The 20,027-nt window shown below is 72.0% G+C and carries 20 protein-coding genes and 1 tRNA gene; 13 read left to right on the top strand and 8 right to left on the bottom strand.

The annotated features are described in order from the left end of the window. Positions 1-142 precede the first annotated feature (142 nt). Together KV394_RS01390 and KV394_RS01385 are read right to left on the bottom strand one after the other, a co-directional pair. The gene (locus tag KV394_RS01390; protein WP_136028664.1) at positions 143-922 is read right to left on the bottom strand and encodes an ABC transporter permease; all 780 of its coding nucleotides are present in this window, start codon (positions 920-922) and stop codon (positions 143-145) included. Next, positions 919-1,956: an ABC transporter ATP-binding protein gene (locus tag KV394_RS01385; protein WP_136036198.1), complete on the bottom strand. Its 1,038-nt coding sequence runs from the start codon at positions 1,954-1,956 to the stop codon at positions 919-921. Before KV394_RS01385 ends, KV394_RS01390 begins: the two co-directional genes overlap by 4 nt. A 62-nt stretch (positions 1,957-2,018) precedes the next feature. Here KV394_RS01385 and KV394_RS01380 point away from each other — a divergent pair, with 62 nt between their 5' ends. From KV394_RS01380 to arfB, 3 genes are all read left to right on the top strand, one after another. Next, complete coding sequence (locus KV394_RS01380) at positions 2,019-3,011, top strand: helix-turn-helix transcriptional regulator (RefSeq protein ID WP_136028666.1); 993 nt, start codon at positions 2,019-2,021, stop codon at positions 3,009-3,011. A 59-nt stretch (positions 3,012-3,070) separates the two neighbouring features. Continuing rightward, positions 3,071-3,146, top strand: a tRNA-Met gene (locus tag KV394_RS01375). 50 nt (positions 3,147-3,196) lie between these two features. After that, on the top strand, positions 3,197-3,637 hold the full coding sequence (gene arfB, locus KV394_RS01370; protein ID WP_136028667.1) for an alternative ribosome rescue aminoacyl-tRNA hydrolase ArfB: 441 nt from the start codon (positions 3,197-3,199) through the stop codon (positions 3,635-3,637). Between the two features lie 9 nt (positions 3,638-3,646). On the opposite strand, the gene KV394_RS01365 is transcribed toward arfB, so the two are convergent. Then, positions 3,647-4,261, bottom strand: a complete 615-nt coding sequence (locus tag KV394_RS01365; protein WP_136028668.1) for a TetR/AcrR family transcriptional regulator — start codon at positions 4,259-4,261, stop codon at positions 3,647-3,649. Positions 4,262-4,330: 69 nt separating this feature from the next. On the opposite strand from KV394_RS01365, the gene KV394_RS01360 reads away from it, so the two are divergent. Then, positions 4,331-5,611: an MFS transporter gene (locus KV394_RS01360; protein ID WP_240753205.1), complete on the top strand. Its 1,281-nt coding sequence runs from the start codon at positions 4,331-4,333 to the stop codon at positions 5,609-5,611. 42 nt (positions 5,612-5,653) lie between these two features. On the opposite strand, the gene KV394_RS01355 is transcribed toward KV394_RS01360, so the two are convergent. The 3 genes from KV394_RS01355 to KV394_RS01345 all read right to left on the bottom strand — a co-directional run bounded on the left by KV394_RS01355 (position 5,654) and on the right by KV394_RS01345 (position 8,961). Then, positions 5,654-7,732 carry a bifunctional lysylphosphatidylglycerol flippase/synthetase MprF gene (locus KV394_RS01355; RefSeq protein ID WP_247982091.1) on the bottom strand — a complete coding sequence of 693 codons (2,079 nt, stop codon included), beginning with the start codon at positions 7,730-7,732 and terminating at the stop codon, positions 5,654-5,656. Positions 7,733-7,799: 67 nt separating this feature from the next. After that, positions 7,800-8,453 (bottom strand): DsbA family protein, encoded by a 654-nt coding sequence (locus tag KV394_RS01350; RefSeq protein ID WP_136030465.1) that lies wholly within the window; start codon positions 8,451-8,453, stop codon positions 7,800-7,802. A gap of 67 nt (positions 8,454-8,520) precedes the next feature. Further along, the gene (locus KV394_RS01345; RefSeq protein WP_247982090.1) at positions 8,521-8,961 is read right to left on the bottom strand and encodes a hypothetical protein; all 441 of its coding nucleotides are present in this window, start codon (positions 8,959-8,961) and stop codon (positions 8,521-8,523) included. A 74-nt stretch (positions 8,962-9,035) separates the two neighbouring features. Between KV394_RS01345 and KV394_RS01340 the strand changes: the two genes are divergently transcribed. Genes KV394_RS01340 through KV394_RS01330 form a run of 3 tightly spaced genes read left to right on the top strand, consistent with a single transcriptional unit; the run spans position 9,036 to position 11,924 of the window. Next, the gene (locus tag KV394_RS01340; RefSeq protein WP_136028489.1) at positions 9,036-9,386 is read left to right on the top strand and encodes a PLD nuclease N-terminal domain-containing protein; all 351 of its coding nucleotides are present in this window, start codon (positions 9,036-9,038) and stop codon (positions 9,384-9,386) included. Further along, on the top strand, positions 9,383-11,065 hold the full coding sequence (gene menD / locus KV394_RS01335; RefSeq protein WP_247982089.1) for a 2-succinyl-5-enolpyruvyl-6-hydroxy-3-cyclohexene-1-carboxylic-acid synthase: 1,683 nt from the start codon (positions 9,383-9,385) through the stop codon (positions 11,063-11,065). The genes KV394_RS01340 and menD overlap by 4 nt, the downstream gene beginning before the upstream one ends. A gap of 16 nt (positions 11,066-11,081) precedes the next feature. Beyond that, on the top strand, positions 11,082-11,924 hold the full coding sequence (locus KV394_RS01330) for a polyphosphate kinase 2 family protein (protein ID WP_206252856.1): 843 nt from the start codon (positions 11,082-11,084) through the stop codon (positions 11,922-11,924). 15 nt (positions 11,925-11,939) lie between these two features. Here KV394_RS01330 and KV394_RS01325 read toward each other — a convergent pair whose 3' ends face one another. Further along, positions 11,940-13,193: an isochorismate synthase gene (locus tag KV394_RS01325; protein ID WP_136044237.1), complete on the bottom strand. Its 1,254-nt coding sequence runs from the start codon at positions 13,191-13,193 to the stop codon at positions 11,940-11,942. Positions 13,194-13,247: 54 nt separating this feature from the next. On the opposite strand from KV394_RS01325, the gene KV394_RS01320 reads away from it, so the two are divergent. The 6 genes from KV394_RS01320 to KV394_RS01295 are packed head-to-tail and all read left to right on the top strand — an operon-like array spanning position 13,248 to position 19,202. Then, entirely contained in the window at positions 13,248-13,811 is a 564-nt protein-coding gene (locus KV394_RS01320) for a DUF402 domain-containing protein (protein WP_206252859.1), read from the top strand. Then, positions 13,808-14,527: a class I SAM-dependent methyltransferase gene (locus KV394_RS01315; RefSeq protein WP_282187132.1), complete on the top strand. Its 720-nt coding sequence runs from the start codon at positions 13,808-13,810 to the stop codon at positions 14,525-14,527. Before KV394_RS01320 ends, KV394_RS01315 begins: the two co-directional genes overlap by 4 nt. Before the next feature lie 43 nt (positions 14,528-14,570). Next, entirely contained in the window at positions 14,571-15,632 is a 1,062-nt protein-coding gene (locus KV394_RS01310) for a polyprenyl synthetase family protein (RefSeq protein ID WP_136028851.1), read from the top strand. Positions 15,633-15,688: 56 nt separating this feature from the next. Further along, on the top strand, positions 15,689-17,062 hold the full coding sequence (locus KV394_RS01305; RefSeq protein WP_247982088.1) for an FAD-dependent oxidoreductase: 1,374 nt from the start codon (positions 15,689-15,691) through the stop codon (positions 17,060-17,062). 60 nt (positions 17,063-17,122) lie between these two features. Then, positions 17,123-18,154: a hypothetical protein gene (locus KV394_RS01300; RefSeq protein ID WP_247982087.1), complete on the top strand. Its 1,032-nt coding sequence runs from the start codon at positions 17,123-17,125 to the stop codon at positions 18,152-18,154. Between the two features lie 37 nt (positions 18,155-18,191). Further along, complete coding sequence (locus KV394_RS01295; RefSeq protein ID WP_247982086.1) at positions 18,192-19,202, top strand: alpha/beta hydrolase; 1,011 nt, start codon at positions 18,192-18,194, stop codon at positions 19,200-19,202. Here KV394_RS01295 and KV394_RS01290 read toward each other — a convergent pair. Next, complete coding sequence (locus KV394_RS01290) at positions 19,193-19,825, bottom strand: GntR family transcriptional regulator (protein ID WP_247982085.1); 633 nt, start codon at positions 19,823-19,825, stop codon at positions 19,193-19,195. The genes KV394_RS01295 and KV394_RS01290 overlap by 10 nt on opposite strands. Positions 19,826-20,027: the final 202 nt, after the last annotated feature.

Raw genomic sequence — 20,027 nt, 5'->3', positions numbered from 1 at the left:
GTGGTCGTGCGGGCGACGATACGAGGGCCGACGGAGCACGGTCGATGCGCTTGACGGCGGCGGGTGGCGGCGCTAGCGACCCGATGCCCCGCGGCGGTGGCCCCGCAGACGCGAGGCCGCCGTCGCGGGGGTCGAGCGCGGGTCAGTTGCTGCGGCGGATGGCGCGCACGCCCACCACGAGGCCGACCGTGGCCACCGCGAGTGCCGCGATCCAGCCCCACAGCACGGTGAGGTCGCCCAGGTCCCCGGCGAACAGCGCCCGCTCCGCCTGCACGACCCAGTTCACCGGGTTGACCGTCGCGACCGCGCGCATCCAGTCCGGCGCGGCGTCGAGCGGCAGCAGCATCCCCGACAGGATCAGCAGCGGGAAGATGAGCGACTGCTGCACGCCCCAGAACAGCCACTCCCGGTCTTTGGTCGCGAGCGCGAGCGAGTACGAGAGCGAGCCGAGGCCCACCCCGAACACGGCGAGCAGCGCGAGGCCGATCAGCAGGCCCGGCACGTCGACCGCGAACCCGAACGGCCATGCGATCAGGACGATCACGAGAGCCTGCACCACGATCGGCGCGATCTCCTTCAATGCGCGGCCGACGAGGAGGGACGACCGGGCGAGCGGGGCGACGAGGGTGCGCTCGTGCGAGCCGGTCATCATCTCGTACTGGAGGTTCGACCCGGTGGCGCCGGTGCCGAACAGCACGATCATCACCAGCACGCCCGGCACGAACCACGACAGGGTCTCGCCCGCGGGCTGTCCGGACTGGCCGATCAGCAGCGGGGCGAACAGCCCGAGGAACACCAGGGGCTGCAGCAGGCTGAAGATCAGGGTGAACGGGTCCCGCACCACGGGCTTGAGCTCCCGCGTCAGCACGTGGCGGGTGTCGCGTGCGAGGTTCGGGCGCACGAGCGTGTCGGTGGTGGTCATGAGAGGACTCCTGTCGTGGTCGGGGTGGAGGCGGGCGTGGGCTCGTCCGTGGACTCGGGGGCTCCTGCACCCTCGCCCGCATCGCGCAGGGTGCGTCCGGTGAGGGCGAGGAACACGTCGTCGAGTGTGGGCGGCACTCCGGTCGCGCGCTGCACGACGATGCCCGCGGCGTCGAGCTCCCGCACGACTACGGGCAGCAGCCGGTCGCCGTCGGGCACCGCGAGGGAGAGGCAGGCGTCGTCCCGCACGACCTCGGCCGGGCTCCGTCGGGCGACCACGGTGCGCGCCCGCTCGGCCTCCGCGGCGTCCGCGAACCCGAACGTGAGCACGTCGCCCGCGAGGGTGGCCTTGAGCGAGGCCGCGTCGTCGTCCGCGATGATGCGGCCCTTGTCCATCACCATGACCCGCTCGGCGTAGCGGTCGGCCTCCTCCAGGTAGTGCGTGGTGAGGAAGACCGTGGTGCCGTGCTGCGTGCGCAGGTCGAGGATGTGCTCCCACAGGTTCGCGCGGCTCTGCGGGTCGAGTCCCGTGGAGGGCTCGTCCAGGAACAGCAGGGGCGGCGCGTGCATGAGCCCGAGGGCGATGTCGAGCCGGCGCTTCTGCCCGCCGCTGAGCTGCTGCACGGTGCGGCCCGCGAACGACGACAGGTCGAGCGAGTCGATGAGCTCGTCCGCCCTCCGCACGCTGTCGCGCTTCGTCAGGCCGTAGAAGGCGCCCTGGCTGAGCAGTTCGTCGCGCACGCGCTGGGAGAAGCTGCCGCTGGTGAGCTGACCGACGTAGCCGATGCGCGCGCGGACGCCCGCGGCGTCGGTGCGGATGTCGTGCCCGACCACGCGCGCGCTGCCGGCCGAGGGCGGGATCAGGGTGGTGAGCATGCGGAGGGTCGTCGACTTGCCGGCGCCGTTCGGGCCGAGGAATGCGACGAGCTCACCCCGCACGGCGCTGAAGGAGACGTCGGTGACCGCGTGCACCGGCGCCTTCTTGACGGTGAAGGTCTTGGTCAGGCCTTCGGTCTCGATGAGGGTTTCGTTCATGGGAGAGAGCGTAGAAAGCAACGCGGACACATCCTGTCCGCATCGTCTGCCAATCTGAGGTCATGTCCGACACCACCGCCCGCGCCCTCGCCCTGCTCAACCTGCTGCAGACGCACCGGCACTGGCCGGGCACGGAGCTCGCCTCGCGACTGGGCGTCACCGAGCGCACCGTCCGCCGCGACGTCGACCGCCTGCGCGAGCTGGGCTATCGCGTCGAGTCCACGCCGGGATCGGCCGGCGGTTACCGGCTGGAGGCGGGGAGCGCCGTGCCGCCGCTGCTGCTGACCGACGACGAGGCGGTCACGATGGCGATCGGCCTGCGGGTCGCCGCCACGCAGCAGCTCGTCGGTGGCGCGGAGGTGACGCTGACCGCGCTCGCGAAGCTGGAGCAGGTGCTGCCCTCGGCGCTGCGGCAGCGGGTGAACGCGCTCGCCGCGGCGGTGCAGCCCCCGCGGATCGGCGCGGGACCGGTGGTGTCGCCCGTGGTCATCGGCGAGATCGCGCTCGCCACGCGCGACCACGAGCGGCTGCGGCTGCGCTACGTCGACGGGCAGGGGGAGGAGAGCGTGCGGCGCGTGGAGCCGCATGCCCTCGCCCCGGCCGGACGCAAGTGGTTCCTCCTGTGCTGGGACCTCGACCGCGAGGACTGGCGCACGTTCCGCGTCGACCGCATCACGTCCGTCGAGCACACCAGGGTGCTGTTCGCGCGGCGCGAGCTCAGTGCGCAGGAGATCGAGGAGCGGGTGCTGATCGCGGCGTCGTGGTCGCCGCAGAAGATCGAGACCGACGCGGTGATGGAGCTGCCGCTGGCGGAGATGCAGGAGCGGTTCGGGCCGTGGGGACAGGGCGCCACGGCGGAGGGACCCGACCGCACGCGCTGGCCCTTCGGCGGCGCGGACTGGCGGGAGGCGATGTACGGACTGCTCTGGATCCCCGCGGGCGTCGAGTACACCACGAGCTTCCCCGAGCCGCACCGTGCGGAGCTGCGCGAGGCGGTCGAGCGGCTGCTGCGGGCGCTCGACGCTCCCACGCCCGCGTCATCCGCGGACTCATAGGGTCATCCCAGGGAACGACCCTGGCGGGGAACATCACGGCCAGGTAACGTCAGTGCCATCGCGGCGATCCGGGCGGTCCCGGGCCCCGGCTCATATCCGGAGGCGTTGCGGGTTCGACTCCCGCCGTCGCGTCCACTCCGTGAGGCGTTCGCGTCCGCGTCCACGATATGGCGCATGATGGACGGATGCCCACCGCCCCTCGACCCGGACTCCGCGTCACGGCCGGTCTCACGATCCCCGACGCCGAGCTGTCGTGGCGCTTCTCGCGCTCCTCCGGCCCCGGGGGACAGGGGGTGAACACGGCGGACTCGCGCGTGGAGCTGGTGTGGGACGCCGCGGGTTCCGCGGTCCTGTCGCCGGTGCAGCGCGAGCGGATCCTGGAGCGTCTGCGGGGACGGCTCGTCGGCGGGGTGCTGACGATCGCGGCGTCCGAGCATCGGGCGCAGCTGCGCAACCGGGAGGCCGCACGCGAACGCCTGGCCGCCCTGGTCGCGGAGGCCCTGCGCCCGCCCGCCCCGCCGCGCCGCGCGACGAAGCCGAGCCGCGGCTCGAGGGAGCGTCGGCTCACGGCCAAGCACCGCCGCACCGACGTCAAGAGCCTGCGGCGTCGTCCGCGCGAGGAGTGAGGCAGCCGCTCAGCCGGAGTCGCGGGTGAGCCGCTTCTCGACGGGGCCCCAGCCCTCCTCCAGCACGGTGAATCCGGCCTCGAGGATGTCGCGCTGGTCGTCGCTCTCGGTCACGAGGATCTGCATCTGCAGGATGAACCGGGAGTACACGCGGATCTCCGCCGTGGGGGCGGTGAGCCCGAGCTCCTCGGCGATCGCGTCGGCGAGGGCGTCTTCGTGCCGCAGCCACATCTTCGCCGCGTAGTCGCGCAGGGCCGGCGTCTCGTTGAGGAAGCGCAGGAAGGTGCGGGCGACGTCGTCTCCGTGCTCGTCGAGGTTGGCGCCGATCTCGGCGGCGTAGAAGTCGTGGATCGCGCGGTTGATGGTGACGCCGGTCCTGCGGTCGCGCACGGCGGCGACGAGGCGGTCGCGCTGCTCGTCGTCCTCGTCGAAGACGAGCGCCTCCTTCTGGGGGAAGTGGGCGAAGACGGTGGTCGGGGAGACGTCGGCGGCGTCGGCGACCTCGCGGATGCTGACGTTGTCGAAGCCGCGCTCGAGGAACATCCTCGTCGCGACGTCGGAGATGTTCTTGCGGGTCGCGGCCTTCTTGCGCTCGCGGCGGCCGAGGGGCGCGGGGGTGGTCATGAGAGCCAGGCTACCGCGCTCGGTACAAAAGTGGCTTGACACCAAAACTGGTATCAGTACACTTTCGGTATGACTTCACCTATCTCCTCGGTCCGTGGTGCCACCCGCGCCTGGATCATGCTCATCGTGCTGACGATGCTCACCGTCATCGGCATGACGGTGGTGCTCCCCGTGCTGCCGTTCGTCGTGCTGCAGTACGTCTCGCACGAGCGCGACCTGGCCCTCTGGGTCGGCGTGCTGGAAGCGGTCAACGGCCTGTGCGCCTTCCTCGTCGCGCCCTTCCTCGGCCGGCTCTCCGACCGGTTCGGCCGACGGCCCGTCATCATCGCCGCCGCCTTCGGTGCCGCGTTCTCCATGGCCCTGTTCGGCATCGGCGGAGCGCTCTGGGTGCTCGTGCTCGCCCGTGTCATCCAGGGGCTGACGGCGGGCGACCTGCCCGCGCTGTTCGCCTACCTCGCCGACATCACCCCGCCGGAGAAGCGTGCACAGCGCTTCGGCCTGCTCGGAGCGCTGACCGGCATCGGCACCATGATCGGCCCGGCCGTCGGCGGGCTCCTCGCGGCGATCGACCTGCGCCTGCCCGTGTTCCTCACCGCCGCCGTCGCCCTGGTGATCGCGATCCTCAGCATCTCCCTGCTGCCGGAGAGCCTGAAGCCCGAGAACCGCATCCCGCGGATCACACTGCGCGCCGTGCAGCCGTTCGCGGTGTTCCGCGAGGCCTTCGGACGCCGGGAGCTGCGCGGCCTGATGATCGCGTTCGGCCTGCTCGCGCTGCCGTTCGGCTTCTTCGTCAACAACTTCAGCATCCTCGCGCTCGACTCCATCCAGTGGGGGCCGACGCAGATCGGGCTCCTCACGGCGGGCGTGGGGATCGTCGACATCCTCATCCAGGGCGTGCTGCTGGCCATCCTGCTTCCGCGGATGGGGGAGCGCGGCGTGATCCTCAGCGGCATCGTCGCCCAGGCGATCGGCCTGGCCGGTCTCGCGGTCGTCGCGACGCTGATCGCCCAGCCGTGGCTGTTCATCGTCGGCGCGCTGCTGCTCGCCGCCGGACAGGGAGCCGCGCAGGCCGCCATGGACGGCGCGATGTCCAACGCCGTCGGCGACGACGAGCAGGGCTGGCTCGGTGGCGCCACCCAGTCGCTCAACGCCGCGATGGGCACGGTCGCGCCGCTGATCGCCGCGGCCCTCTACACCGCCGTGAGCCACGCCGCCCCCTACTGGCTCGGGGTCGCGCTGATGGCCGTCGCGGGGATGGTCGTGGCACGCGCCCACATCGCGAACACCGCGAAGCGCCCGCGCCCCGCACCCTCCGGCCCGGTGCCCGCGGAGCTCGTGGCCGCCGAGTGACAGCTCCGCGGGGTGCCCCGGTGATGCGGTGCACCCCGCGGCTCAGTCCTTCCCGCCTCCGCGGACGAGTTCCAGCCCGGCACCGGCGAACTGCCGCAGCGTGGCATCCGGCAGGAACGCCCGCGTCAGCGCGCCGCCGATCCGGGTGAGGTCGCTCTCGTCGCGGAACAGCAGGTACATGGTCTCGTAGCGCGGGTGGAACTTCTGCTTGAACCGGTGCAGCGAACCGAACCCGTACACGGGTTCCAGAGCCTCCGCGAGCCGGTCGCTGAGCGCCGCGATCATGCCCGCGTCCGGCGGGTAGTCGTGCGCGAGCGGAGCCCCGGAGAGCGACATGATCTGCGCGCCCTCGTCGGAGAACTGCTTCGCGGACGACCCGATGAGGTACTCCATGACGGGGCCGAATCCGCCCTCCCTGCGGCGCATCAGGTCGAGCGTCCACCCCCGCACGACGCCGCCCTCGCCGTAGATGGGCAGCCAGGAGAGGAAGCCGTCGACGTCGCCGTTGGGGGCGATGGCGAGGGCGAGCCGTACCTCCGGATCCTCCGCCTCCTCGAGGGTGCCGAGTGTGAAGCGCATCTCGGGGAGGTCCTTGTCGCCGACCCAGGCCTCGGAGATCGCCCGCAGCTGCTGCTGCACCCCCCAGGGCTCCTCCTTCAGATGCGTCATCCGGAACGTCATGTCCTCGCGTCCTGCCTTGTTGAGGGAGGTGCGCACGGAGTTCCAGCGCTTTCCGGTGAACTCCAGGCCCGGCAGGTCGACGATCGTGTCGTCCGCCACGACCAGGCTCCGCCAGGTCTCCGGCACCGCGGCCCGCGTGGCCTCGTCGGCGCTGAAGAAGCAGGGGATGAGCCCGGCGCCCTCCGCCGCGCGGATGAAGTCCCGCACCGCATCGGTGCGGCGTTCGCGCGGCCCGATCGGATCCGCCAGTGCCAGTGCCACGCTGTTGCGCCGCTGATACGCGACGATGCCGCCGTCCACGCGCGCGAACGCGTTGCCCTCCCAGGTGGTCATCCACGACAGGGTGCCGCCGCCGTGGGTCTTCAGCTCCTTCTCCAGGTCGGCGAGCGTGGGTGCCGGCTGCGCGCCGAGCTTCGACCGCCGTCGGGCTCGGAACGCCCGCCGCACCACGATCAGGTAGACGAGGATCAGCAGCCAGAGCACGCCGCTGGCGAGGGCGAGCTCGGTCTCGCCGTCGATCTGCAGTTCGAGCTGTGCCTCGCTGGTCAGGATGATCAGCGCCAGGATGAGCGCACCGGAGAGCACGTTGAGGCTGGCGAGGATGATCGCGAGCACCCACGCCCATCGCCGACCGCGACGCAGCCCGTTCGCGATGAGCAGGATGACGGCCGCGTCGAGCGCGGTGTCCAGGAACCCGCCGGAGACGGGTGCGGTGGGGCCGAAGGGGCCGTCGGTCGGGACCAGGACGGTGATGACCTCGGTCGCCAGCAGGAGCAGCACGGCCATGACCGCGATGAGGCGCTGCTCGCGGACCGTCGTGTGCCGCACGCGCAGGCTGCGGTCCACCGCGAGGATCAGCAGCACCGCCAGCAGATGCTCGAGGTCGGCGACCTTGCCCCAGAACATCATCGCGATGAAGACGAACCCGAGGAGGATGAGCCAGCCGCGTACCCGCCACGGGGGACGGAACAGGCCGACGGCTGCTGCGATGCAGGCCATCGTGCCCCCGGACGCGCCCACGTCGAGCGCGCGCGCCTGCTCCGCCGCCCACGCCCATTCGAACTGCGACAGCAGCAGGAGCAGCAGCGCGGTGGCGAAGATCGCGAAGAGCTGTCCCACCGCGTAATAGGCGATCGCGACGCGGCTTCCGCGACGGAACTCCAGGTACCCCATGCCCCAGAAGCCGGCGATCGTGAACAGGTACACCCACGGCTGGTTGACGAAGAACGTGCCGGTGACCGGCGTCCACCATTTGCCGTCCGACAGGTTGGGCAGGCCGTACGCGACCGAGGGGAACAGCTCCGAATCCTCGAACGGCCGCCACAGTCCCTGTGAGACGACGCCGACGACCAGGATCAGGCCCACCATCGTGAGGGTCGCCGGGATGCGCCGGGCGACGGTGATCAGGGGGCGCGCGGGAGCGGAGGCATCCTCGGACATGCGCTCAGCGTAGCGACGGGTCCCCCCGGCCGGCGGGACCCGGCCGGGGTATTCCGCTGCCGCCGGGTCAGTCCGCGACGGCCTTCGCGATCGCGTCCTCCAGATCGCCCCAGGCCGTCAGCTCGAGCATCTCGCCGTCGACGAAGAACGTGGGGGTGCTCGTGACGCCGAGTCGCTCGCCGTCACGCTTGTCCTGCTCCACCCGCGCGAGGGTGGCGGGGTCGGCGACGGCCTCGTCGTACGCCGCGAGATCGAGGCCCAGCTCCTGGGCGAACGCGCGGAACACCTCCGGGGTCTCCTCGGGCTGCTCGCCCCAGTTCGCCTGCGTCGCGAACAGGTGGTGGTACATGTCCTCGAAGCGGCCCTGCTGTGCGGCGGCCTCGGCGGCCAGGGCGGCCTGTGTCGAGTTGACGTGGCCGGGGAGCGGGAAGTAGCGCGCGACGTAGCGGATGTCGCCGTCGTATGTGTCGCGGAGCTCCTCGACGATCGGATAGAAGGCGCCGCACGCCTCGCATTCGAAGTCGAGGAACTCGACGACCGTGACGGCGCCGGGACCGCCCTCGTCGAGCACGTGCGAATCGGTGCGGACGGTCGGCTGGCGCTGGCCCGCGTCGGGGTCGGGCTCGTCGGCGCGCTGGGTGATGGCCCAGACGATGGCGACGATCAGCAGGACGACGGCGACGGCGATGGCGATCAGGGTCGCCTTGACAGGGGTTCTCACGGGGTTCTCCAGACAGGGGTACGACGGATGGGGGTGCCGCGGGCGCGGCGCGGAGTCGTCGTACGGCTCAGGTCCGGGAGAGGGACAGTTGTGCGAGGGAGGGGGCGAGCCGGCGCGGGCGGGGCATCGCGCGCAGCGGCGGGGTCGTGCGGGGTGTCCGGCCGAGCGGCGTGCCGGGTCCGCGGAGCATGCGGCGGCCGAGGAGCAGCACCAGGGTGAGGCAGCACAGCGCCGCCGCGGTGCAGGCGACCGCGGCCATTCCGGTCGAGTCCTCCGGGGCGGCGACGGCGACGGCGGCGGCGACGGGGGCGCCGTCCGTGGTTTCCGCCTCCGCGGCGGAGGTCCCGGCGGCGAGGCACAGGGTCGCGTGGCTGTCGCCGGGGCCGTGCGCGGTGGACCAGGCGCCGACGACGAGGAGGAGCGCGAGGCCGACGGCGGTGACGACCCTGGCGAGCAGGATCCGCTCGGCGCGCGCTCGCGGGCTCCGGGTGGTCGCGAGAGGCGGCATGACCCGCGCAGTCTAGCAACGGGGCCTTTGCCTCTCCGAGGCCCCGCCCGCGCGGACACGCCTACACTGGAAGGGTGGCGAGACTACTCATCATCGGCGGCTTCCTCGCCGCCGTGTTCTGGGTGTTCAGCATCGTCGACTGCGCCGTGCAGCCGCCGACGCGGCACCGGGGTGTGCCCAAGGCCGCCTGGATCGCCATCGTCGTCCTGATCCCGGTCATCGGCGGCATCCTCTGGTTCGTGATCGGCCGTCGTCGCGCGAACGACCAGGGCGTGCAGCGCACGCTCGCCCCGGATGACGATCCGGCGTTCCTGCGCAGCATCAGCAAGGCGGAGCAGGACGCCCGGATCCGCCGTCTGGAGGAGGAGCTCGCCCGCCTGGACGAGGAGACCGACGAGCCGCCCACCGCGGATCCGCGCCCGTGACGTCGTCGCCCGCGACGGACGCCGCGGCGTCCCTGTTCGCCGAGCTCGTGGCGAACGGCGTGCGCGACGTGGTGCTGTCGCCGGGGTCGCGCTCGCAGGCCCTCGCACTCGCTGCCGCGCGACTGTCCGACGACGGGGTGTTGCGGCTGCACGTGCGCATCGATGAACGCGTCGCCGGTTTCACCGCCCTGGGCATCGCACGCGAGACGGGCGTGCCCGCCGCGGTCGTGTGCACGAGCGGGACGGCGGTCGCGAATCTCCTGCCCGCCACGATGGAGGCGTTCCACGCGGGGGTGCCGTTGCTGCTGCTCACGGCCGACCGTCCGCCGGAGCTGCGCGGTGTCGGCGCCAACCAGGCCACCGTCCAGCCGGGGCTGTTCGACCCGTGGGTGCGCGCCACGGTCGACGCCCCGGTGCCGGGCGACGGCGATTGGCGGGGTCTGGCGGCCGAGGCCGTCGCCGCGGCCGTGGGCGTCGCCGCGGCCGTGGGCGTCGCCGACACCGCAGCCGTCCCGGGCGTCGCCGGCCCCGTGCACCTGAACCTGCCGTCGCGCGAGCCGCTGTCCGGGGCGATGCCCCCGGTCGACGTGCGCGACGGCGCGGTTCCGGTCGCCGCCGTGTCCGAGCCGGTCGTGCTGCCGCGCGGTCCGCGCACGGTCGTGCTCGCGGGCGCCGACGCGGGTGCCGCCGCAGAGGAGCTCGCCCACACGGCGGACTGGCCGCTGATCGCCGAGGTCGTGAGCGGCGCGCGGTTCGGGCGTCGCCTCGTGCACGGCTACCGTCGGCTGCTCTCCCGCGACGACCTCGGCGGCCGCATCGAGCGTGTCGTCGTGTTCGGCCATCCCACGCTGAGCCGTGAGGCCGCGCGGCTGCTGTCGCGCCACGACGTGGAGGTCGTGGCGGTGCGCCGCGGCGGGGAGGAGCTCGACCTCAACCACCGCACGCGCGCGGTCGCGGCGGTCACGGTGGCCCCGGGGGAGCCCGACCGCGAGTGGCTCGGGCAGTGGATGCGGGCGTCGGCTGCCGAGGCCGTCGACCTGAGCGAGCAGGCGCCCGACGCCGATGCCCTCGCGTCCACCGACCTCGCCGCCCGGCGCGACGCCGTCCGCGCGGAGCTCGACGCCGTCCGCCGCCCGCTCGACCGCGAGCGGCTGGTCGACGCGGTGTGGCGGGCCACGTGGCCGCACGACCGCCTCGTGTTCGGGTCGTCCCGGCTCGTGCGCGTGGCCGACCAGGTCCTGGCGGGCAAGAAGGTCCCGGTGCACGCCAACCGCGGGCTCGCGGGCATCGACGGCACGATCGCCACCGCCACCGGTATCGCGGTCGCGAGTCAGGCCGCCGGCGCCCCTGGGATCACGCGGGTGCTGCTGGGTGATCTCGCGTTCCTGCACGACGTCGGGGCGCTGCTGCTGCCGCCCGGAGAGCAGGAGCCGCGGCTGCAGGTGATCGTCGGCAACGACGGCGGCGGCACGATCTTCGACGGGCTCGAGGTGGCGTCGTCGGCGCCGTCCGCGCATCTCGACCGGGTCTTCTACACGCCGCATGGCGTGCGCCTGGAGCATCTCGCGCTGGCGTACGGGTGGGAGTATCAGCGCGTCACGACCCGGACGGCGCTGGATCAGGCCCTCACGTCCCCGCACGGCGGACGTCAGATCATCGAGGTGCCGCTGGCGCGGTGACTGGCAGGATGTGCGTATGAACGCGCACACCTGGACTCAGAACCTGCGGGTGGGGCCCGGCTTCCGCCTCGCCGATGTCGATCCGGACGCCACGCCGGGGTACGACCACGGCAAGTCGCGCGGGAGGGAGGACCTCGCCGCCGGGCTGGAGCGGTTGAACGACCTGCAGGAGCGTCTGTTCGCGCAGAGTCGGGTCGGCACGGCGCAGGACGCGGTGCTTCTGGTGCTGCAGGCGATGGACTCGGCGGGCAAGGGCGGCATCGTCCGGCACGTGGTCGGCGGTGTGGATCCGCAGGGCGTCGCGCTCGCCGCGTTCAAGGCCCCGACCGAGGAGGAGCGGCGGCACGACTTCCTGTGGCGCGTCGAGAAGCGCCTCCCGGAGCCCGGCTTCATCGGGGTGTTCGACCGTTCGCACTACGAGGACGTGCTGATCGGGCGGGTGCGGCAGCTCGCCGATGCCGCGGAGATCGAGCGCCGCTACGACGCGATCACCGCGTTCGAGGAGCGGGTCGCGGCCTCCGGCGTCCGCATCGTCAAGGTGATGCTGCACATCTCGCCCGAGGAGCAGAAGGCGCGACTCATGGAGCGGCTGGAGCGTCCGGACAAGCACTGGAAGTACAACCCGGGCGACGTGGATGAGCGGATGCTGTGGCCGCAGTACATGCAGGCCTACCAGACGGTGTTCGACCGCACCTCGACCGACGCGGCGCCGTGGTACGTGGTGCCGGCGAACGCCAAGTGGTACGCGCGGCTCGCGGTGCAGGAGCTGCTGCTCGCGGCGCTGCAGGACATCGACCCGCAGTGGCCCGTCGCCGACTTCGACGTGGAGGCGGAGAAGAGGCGGCTGGCCGCGAGCTGACCGGGGCTGTGGTCGTCAGGCCAGGGCGTCGACCAGGGGGCGGAACTTCACGCGGGTCTCCAGCAGTTCGCTCTCGGGATCCGATCCCGCCACGATCCCGGCGCCGGCGTAGGCGGTCACCGCGATCGCGCCTCCGGTCGCCGTGAACTGCGCGCACCGGAGCGCGATGGCCCACTCGCCGTTGCCGTCCGCGTCGACCCAGCCGACCGGTCCGGCGTAGCGCCCGCGGTCGAAGGGTTCCAGGTCGCGGATGGCGGAGACCGCCGCGGCCGTGGGCGTTCCGGCGACCGCCGCGGTCGGATGCAGCGCGCGCACGAGGTCGAGGGCCGATCTCCCCTCCTCGAGCTCGCCCTCCACATCGGTCGCGAGGTGGAACAGGTTCGGCAGCTTCAGGAGGAACGGCTGCTCGCTCGCGGCCAGCGCCCTGGTGTGCGGGCGGAGCTCCGTGAGCACGCTCTGCACCGCGTACTGGTGCTCGTCGAGGTCTTTGATGCTGGAGGCCAGGTGCGTCGACGCGGCCGTGTCGGCGTCGGCGTCGGCACCGCGGCCGATGGTGCCGGCGAGCACGCGCGCGGTGACGGTGCGGTCCTGCACGGTCACGAGGGTCTCCGGGCTCGCGCCGATGAGCCCGTCCACCGCGAACGCCCAGGTGTCGGGGTAGCCGGTCGCGAGGGCTCGCACGAGGCGCCGCAGATCGGACCCGGCGGGGACGGTGCCGCGCAGGTCGCGCGCGAGCACGACCTTGCTGAGCTCCCCGTCGGCGATGCGCTCGAGCGCGGCGCGGACCGCGTCCTGGTAGCCCTGCGGGCTCTGTGCGCCGGGGCCGACCGTACCGGCCCAGTGCGGACCGTACGGGCGGGTCTCGAGCGCTGTGGGTCGCGCGGTGTCCTCGGCCAGGCGGATCCGCGTCTCCCAGAACCGGTCGCCGTGGCGGCCGAGCACGCGGGAGGGGATTGTGAGCACGCTGTCGGCGGTGGACGACGGATCGAACGTGAAGGCGCCGAACGCCACGAGCCCGGTGCCCGGCAGCCCCAGGGGGTCGGTCACGTCGGCCTGGGCGGACAGCCCCCGCCAGAACGTCGCGAGGGCTTCGAGACGCGTCTGCCCCGGTTCGGCGGTCGGACGGATCTCGGCGAACGGCTCGCCGACCGCGACGATCCCGTCTCCACGGCGGAGCCAGGCGAGGGGGCGTGCGGGGTCGGCGTAGGCGAGGAGGTCTTCGACCGGGTCGATCTGTCGGGTCTCCACGACCAGGTGGGTGTGATGCACGTGTCCAGCCTAGGCCGCGGCGCCGGCGGCGATCCCGCGTCGTAGGGTGGGCGGATGAGCGACGCGCGCCCCGCACCCGGCACCGAGATGGTCTTCCAGTGGCGCAAGTGGGACGGGTCGCCGCACTGGCGGCACGAGTGCGTCTACCTGGGTGCCGATCACTGGGGCGACTGGGTCGGTCAGCCCGCCGGCTGGCACAGCGCCCGCCCGGGGGCGGAGTTCCACGCCGCGACGCCCAATGTGACGCTGGTCCCGCCGAGTCGCGACTTCGCCCTGACCGTGAACCGGCGGCACCCGCGCGGCCTGCGCATCTACATCGACCTGGGGTGGGAGGTGCAGTGGTCGGACGACCCGCTGCGTGCCGTCGGGATCGACATGGACCTCGACGTCGTGCGCGTGGAGGGGGAGCGCGGCACCTGGGTCGACGACCGCGACGAGTGGGCCGAGCACAGCGTCGTGTACGGGTATCCGGCCGACGTCATGACCCACCTGGAGGCGCTCGCGCTCGACCTGGAGGGGCGGGTGCGGGCGAGGGTCGCGCCGTTCGACGATGCCACCGCCGACGTCTGGCTCGACCGGCTGGAGGCGCTCGATCTCGCGCCTAGACTGAACGCGTGACCTCGAACGACAAGAACCGCGCCGACCTCGGCAAGGACCCCGCCCGCGTGAGCGGCATGTTCGACCAGGTCGCGGCGGGCTACGACCGCACGAACACCGCCATGACCTTCGGCAACGACGCCCTGTGGCGCGCGGCCACCACCCGGGCCGTGGCGCCGAAGCCGGGGGAGCGCATCCTCGACCTCGGGGCGGGCACGGCGTCGTCCTCGGCGTCCCTGGCCCGCAGCGGCGCGCAGGTCGTCGCGGCCGACTTCTCGCCGGGCATGCTCGCGGAGGGCCGACGTCGGCACGGAGCGATGCGCAACCTGTCCTTCGTGCAGGCCGATGCCACCGCCCTCCCGTTCGAGGACGGGGAGTTCGACGCGGTCACCATGTCGTACGCGCTGCGCAACGTGAACGACCCGAAGACGGCCCTGCGCGAGCTCTACCGCGTGACCAAGCCCGGCGGACGCCTGGTGATCAACGAGTTCTCGACGCCGCCGGGCAAGCTGTTCCGCGGGGCGTACCGCTTCTACAACGCCCAGGTGCTCCCGCGGGTGGCCCGGGTGGCCGGGACGAACGGCGATGCGTACGACTATCTGAACGAGTCGATCCGCGAGTGGCCGGACCAGAAGCGGCTGTCCGCGTGGATCCGCGATGCCGGGTGGCAGGACGTCGCGTACCGCAACCTCTCGTTCGGCATCGTCGCCCTGCACCGCGCGCGCAAGCCCGCGTGAGCACGGCGCAAACCGCGGCATCCGACGCGGGTAGGCTGGGAGCGTGACTTCGAGCCCCCACCCCCCGGGTTCGCGACTGGCGAGCCGTCTCGGCTTCAGCGATCGCGTGTTCATCGGCCCCGCCGGACGCCGGGTGGCCCGCACGATCGAGGACGGGCTCGAGCTCGTGGAGACCGGGCTCGCCGATGACGTCCGCGTGGCCGATCCGCTGGCCGACGCTGCGAGCCGCTATCTGTACGAGGCCGGCGGCAAGCGCATCCGGCCCGTGCTCACGCTGCTCGCCGCGCAGCTGGGTGACGGCAACACCCCCGAGGTGATCGACGTCGCGAAGGCGCTGGAGATCACCCACCTCGGATCGCTGTATCACGACGACGTCATGGACGGCGCCGACCGCCGCCGCGGGGTGCCCGCTGCCCATGCGGTCTGGGGCAACAACATCGCCATCCTCACCGGCGACATCCTGTTCTCCCGGGCCAGCCAGCTCATGTCCCGGCTCGGCGAGCGGGCGATCCGTCTCCAGGCCGACACGTTCGAGCGCCTCGTCCTCGGACAGATGCACGAGACGCTCGGTCCGCAGCCCGATGACGACCCGATCGCGTTCTACATCCAGGTGCTGGCCGACAAGACCGGTTCGCTCATCGCCGCGGCGACGCAGGGGGGCGTGATCTTCTCGAACGCGCCGACCGAGTACGAGGAGCCGCTGCGGGTGTACGGCGAGAAGATCGGCGTCGCGTTCCAGCTGCTCGACGACGTGATCGACCTTTCGGCCAAGCCCGAGGAGACCGGCAAGGTGCCGGGCACCGACCTGCGCGCCGGCGTGCCGACCATGCCCTACCTGCTGCTCAAGGCGCAGAAGGATGCGACGGCCGAAGACCTGGCGGCCCGCATCGACGACGGCGTCGCGCTCATCGCGGACGGCGCCGACCCCGCGATCCTCGACGGCCCCCTGGACGAGCTGCGCGACCACCCGGTCACGCAGAAGACCCTCGAGCTCGCGCATGCGTGGACCCAGGAGGCGATCGACGCCCTCCGGCCGTTGCCGCGCGGCACCGTGCGCGAGGCATTGACCCGATTCGCCGAGACCCTCGCCGAGCGCTCGAGCTGACGCGACCCGCGGCTTCGCGCCGCGTGACGGCGGCGACGGCATACGAAAGGACCTCCATGACCAAGCTCCGACTGGCCATCGTCGGCGCCGGCCCCGCCGGTATCTACGCCGCGGACATCCTGCTGAAGGCCGAGCGCAAGTTCGACGTCTCGATCGACCTGTTCGAGCAGCTGCCGGCCCCCTACGGGTTGGTGCGGTACGGGGTCGCCCCGGACCACCCGCGCATCAAGGGCATCATCACGGCCCTCCGCGATGTGCTCGACCGCGGCGACATCCGCCTGTTCGGCAACGTGCGCTTCGGCGAGGACATCACGCTGGACGACCTCAAGCGGCACTATCACGCGGTGATCTTCGCGACGGGCGCGATCCGCGACACCTCCCTCGACATCCCCGGCATCGATGCGGTCGGCTCGTACGGCGCCGCCGACTACGTGAGCTGGTTCGACGGCCACCCCGACGTGCCGCGCGAGTGGCCTCTCGATGCGGAGTCGGTCGCGGTGCTCGGCAACGGCAACGTGGCGCTCGACGTGTCGCGCATGCTGGCCAAGCACGCGGAGGACCTGCTGGTGACCGAGGTCCCGGAGAACGTGTACGAGGGGCTGGCGGCGAGCGCTGTCACCGACGTGCACGTGTTCGGTCGTCGCGGTCCGGCCCAGGTCAAGTTCACCCCGTTGGAGCTGCGCGAGCTCGGGGAACTGCGCGACGTCGACATGGTCGTGTACGACGAGGACTTCGACTACGACGAGGCGGCGCGCGACGCGATCGCCAGCAACAAGCAGGTCATGGTGATCGACCGCATCCTGCAGTCGTGGCGCAAGCGCGACTCCGTCAACAACGCGGGGGGAACGGCCTCGCGCCGCCTGCACCTGCACTTCTGGGCGAAGCCGGTCGAGGTGCGCAAAGACGACCAGGGCCGCGTCGCCGCCCTGGTGTACGAGCGCACGAAGCCCGACGGGCAGGGTGGCGCGATCGGCACGGGCGAGCTCCGTGAGGTCCCGGTGCAGGCGCTGTACCGCGCGATCGGCTACTTCGGCTCCCCGCTCCCCGGTGTTCCGTTCGACAAGAAGCACGGCGTGATCCCGAACCGCGAGGGCCAGGTGCTGGCGAAGGACTCCAACGAGCGCGTGCCCGGCGTCTATGCGACGGGATGGATCAAGCGCGGACCTGTCGGGCTCATCGGGCACACGAAGTCCGACGCCATGGAGACCGTGCGGCACGTCATCAACGACCAGGGCTCCTGGTGGCACCCGGAGGATCCGTCGGAGGAGGCCATCCCGGCGCTGCTGGCCCAACGCGGCGTCGCGTGGACCGACCTCGACGGGTGGCACCGCCTCGACGAGCACGAGATCGCGTTGGGCGCCCCGCACGAGCGCGCCCGCGTGAAGGTCGTGCCGCGCGAGGAGATGGTGCGGGTGTCGCGGGGCGAGTGACCCGCCCGGATCGCCGCAGCGCGCCCGGGCCGGAGGAGCACTCCGCCCTAGGCTGAGGGCATGCGACACCGCCCCCTCCTGGCCCTTGCGGCCGTGACCGTGCTGCTGCTCTCCGGATGCGCGCCGGAGCCTGAGCCCACCGAGACGTCGACGCCGTCGGCCTCGGCATCGCCCACGCCGACGTCGGATCCGATCGTCGCCCCGACGCCGGCGTTCGATGTGAGCTGCACCGACGTGGCCGCCGAGATGACCGCCGCCACCGGTGAACCGGCCGGCGAGGTCGCGGAGGTGCTGGGGGTGTGGTCGGCGCCGAGCTGGTATCCGGGACCCGCACAGCACATGTTCCAGCGGGCGGGCGGCATCGCGTGCTCGTCCGGTACGAGCGAGCGCAACTGGGAGGTCTCGGTCGCACCGGGCGCGACGGCCCTGATCGAGGGCGCGGAGTCGCGCGGTGGCTACGCGGGTGAGGAGGCGCGCTGCGAGGTCGGCGGGTACTGCTTCTTCCAGGTCGTGGAGGGCGAGGTGCTGGTGTCCGGCGCGGTCGTCGATCCGGCGCTCGGCCCGGACGATGCGCCGGCGATCAAGGAGGGACTGCGTCGCATCGGCGCGGCCGCCGCGGCGTCGCTGCGTGAGGTCGTGGTGCCGGAGAGCGCGATCGCGGGCGTGGAGTGCTCGCGGTTCCTCACCGACGTTGAGTTCGGTGAGCAGCTCGGCACCGAGGTGCACGTGATCGACGGCTTCGGCGGGTGGTCCATCCCGGCCGAGGTGTACCAGACGGTGAACGGTTCCCGCATCTGCTACTACGCTTCGGGCGACGACGAATACAGCGCGCAGGGCTACCTGATGCTGACGACACTGCCCGGAGGGGCGTGGGCGTTCGAGCAGATCGAGGGCGAGAAGCCGGTGGAGGTCCCGGGCGCGGATGCCGCGCTCACGGGTGTGGACGAGCAGGGCCGCACGGTGCTCGACGTCCGCGTCGGGACGGATTGGCTGCGGCTGATCACCTTCCAGGGATCGGGCATCAGCGACCTCGCGCCGCTCGCGTCGACCATCGTGGAGAACTTCGGTGTCGGTCGCCCGGGCGGTCAGTAGCCCCGTGGGCTAGCCTGGCGGCGACGGGGGGAGACGCATGGCCGAGTGGATCCCGGATGTGCTGGGCGAGGAGTTCGAACAGCTGACGCTCGACCTCGGCGTCGATGACCAGGGACCCGTGGTCGCCACACTGGTGCGTGCGCTGCCCGCGCCGTCCGGCTGGTGGGATCGGGCCAGGGGTCGTCGGCGCCTGCTCGAGGGCGTGGACGTGCTCTACATCCACGGCTGGTCGGACTACTTCTTCCAGAAGCGGCTGGCGCGCTTCTGGACGGCTCGCGGTGCGCGCTTCTTCGCGCTGGACCTGCGCAAGTACGGACGCAGTCTGCGCGAGGGCCAGACCCCGGGGTACATCAGCGATCTGGCGACCTATGACGAGGACATCGCCGCCGCACTGACGGCGATGGGCCGAGGTGAGGGGGGAGAGGAGTCCGCACGGCGGCTGATCCTCCTCGGTCACTCGACCGGCGGGCTCACGTTGAGCCTGTGGGCGTCTCGGCACCCGCACACCGCGGACGCCCTCATCCTGAACAGTCCGTGGTTGGAGTTCCAGTTCGCCCCCGTCCGCGCGGCGATCGCGCCGATGGTCGAGTTCCAGGCGCGGATCCGGCCGCTGGACGCGGCGCCCCAGGTCGACCTCGGCTACTACACCAGGGCCCAGCAGGAGGTGGCCGACCCCGACGACCCGATGGACGTGAACCTCGCCTGGCGTCCGGTGCAGACCATGGCCGTGTACGCCGGCTGGTTGAACGCGATCCTGTCGGGCCATCGGACGGTGGCGGCAGGGCTGTCGATCGAGGCACCGGTGTGCGTGCTGCTGTCGGCGCGTTTCGTCCCGCCGACGCGATGGTCGGACGACCTCACGTCGGCGGATTCGGTGCTCGTGGTCGATGACATCGCCCGTGCAGCGCTCCGGCTGGGCTCGACGGTGACCGTCGAGCGCATCGACGGAGCGCTGCACGACGTGTTCCTGTCGCGACACGCGGCCCGTGAGGACGCGTATCGACGCCTGGACCGCTGGGTGGTCGGCTGGAGGGCCGCTCAGACGTAGTACATCGCACGGGCCAGGCGTTCCGCCTCGTCCCCGTTGCCCCGCGCGACGGCGATCTCGAAGTCGTCGTACACCTGTCGCATGCGCTCACGGTCTCCGCGAGGGACCACCCACGCGCGCAGGTTGCGGGCGAGGGCGACGTCGACGTCGGTGATCAGCATGCGGTGCTGGTGGTTGCCGCTGTGCTCCGCGAGATACGCGAACACGGCCCACCGCGCACTCGAGGTCGATGCCCCGTCGCGCAGCGTGCGGCGCACCTCTTCCATCAGGCGGACGACCCGCTGGCGCTCCGCCGGGCTGAGCCGTGGCACGGCCATCCGGGCGGCGATGCCCGCCTGGTACCCGGCGAACTCGAGCGACTGCGTCACGACGGCCGCGGTCACCGCGGTCACCTCGGTGTACCGACTCGGGTACATCGTCACGAGCCCGAGTCTCTCGAGTCGCTGCAGCGCCTCTCGGACCGGGGTCCGGGAGACGTGGAGCTCATCGGCCACGTCGACGTCGCGGATGCGCTCGCCCTCCCCCAGTTCGCCCTCGACGATGAGTCTTCCGATGTGGTGGAAGACCTCGTCGGCGAGGAGTTGCTTGCTTTCTCCGATGGTCTTCGTCTCGACGTGCCCCATGGACCAGCCCCCAGTTTCACTTCCTGTCACGGTTCCGCGGTCCCCCCCGTGTGGCGGTGGGGCCGGCGACTCCGTGCCGATCTTTCTCACCTGCGGAGCCGATGTTCGTGGGGGCGGGCAGCGGGCCGGTGAGCTGTTCTTTCTTCCTTCACCGTGGTGCGGGCACTTCGGATCCGGTGACGCGAGCCCACGGTGCCTGCAC

The sequence above is a fragment of the Microbacterium sufflavum genome (genome assembly GCF_023101165.1).
GTDB classification, from domain to species: Bacteria; Actinomycetota; Actinomycetes; order Actinomycetales; family Microbacteriaceae; genus Microbacterium; species Microbacterium sufflavum.
The sequence above is the reverse complement of the archived record's forward strand: the minus strand, read 5'-3'. Positions and strand labels throughout refer to the sequence as shown.